This is a genomic window from Vogesella mureinivorans, assembly GCF_007644035.1.
In the GTDB taxonomy this organism is placed as follows: domain Bacteria; phylum Pseudomonadota; class Gammaproteobacteria; order Burkholderiales; family Chromobacteriaceae; genus Vogesella; species Vogesella mureinivorans.
Map to the genome: position 1 here is coordinate 1 of NZ_VMTV02000062.1, position 341 is coordinate 341.

Below are 341 nucleotides of genomic sequence, written 5' to 3' on the forward strand. Positions count from 1 at the left end.
CCCGATCTAATAGCAGACAAACTTAAAGACAAATTTCAACTCTTCGACCCTGCAAACCGAGCTGTCAGTACTGATATGTAAATTAGACGAGTGCCGGTTCTGGGAGTGCCCCTTGCATCTTACCCAACCAAGTAATCAGATGTTCCGTCTGCTGCTCGGCAGGCAAGACGCCCAAACCGCGAACGGTGACTTTACCGGAGGTGTAGACAAAGCGAGTTTTCAGGTGTTCTGGCAGATTATCTTTGAGCAGGTTCCAGGCGGGTTCCTCCATCGGTGTCTCTAGGATAACGTGTTGTTTGCTTTCTGGTTTAATCCGGCTGAAGCCGAGTTTTTTCGCCAGT

The 341-nt window shown here is 49.3% G+C and carries 1 protein-coding gene; it reads right to left on the bottom strand.

Going from position 1 to position 341, the window contains the following annotated elements; translation table 11 throughout:
- Positions 1–82: 82 nt before the first annotated feature.
- Positions 83–341: hypothetical protein (locus tag FLQ44_RS01750; protein WP_147692787.1), on the bottom strand; the 259-nt coding region annotated here is incomplete at its 5' end.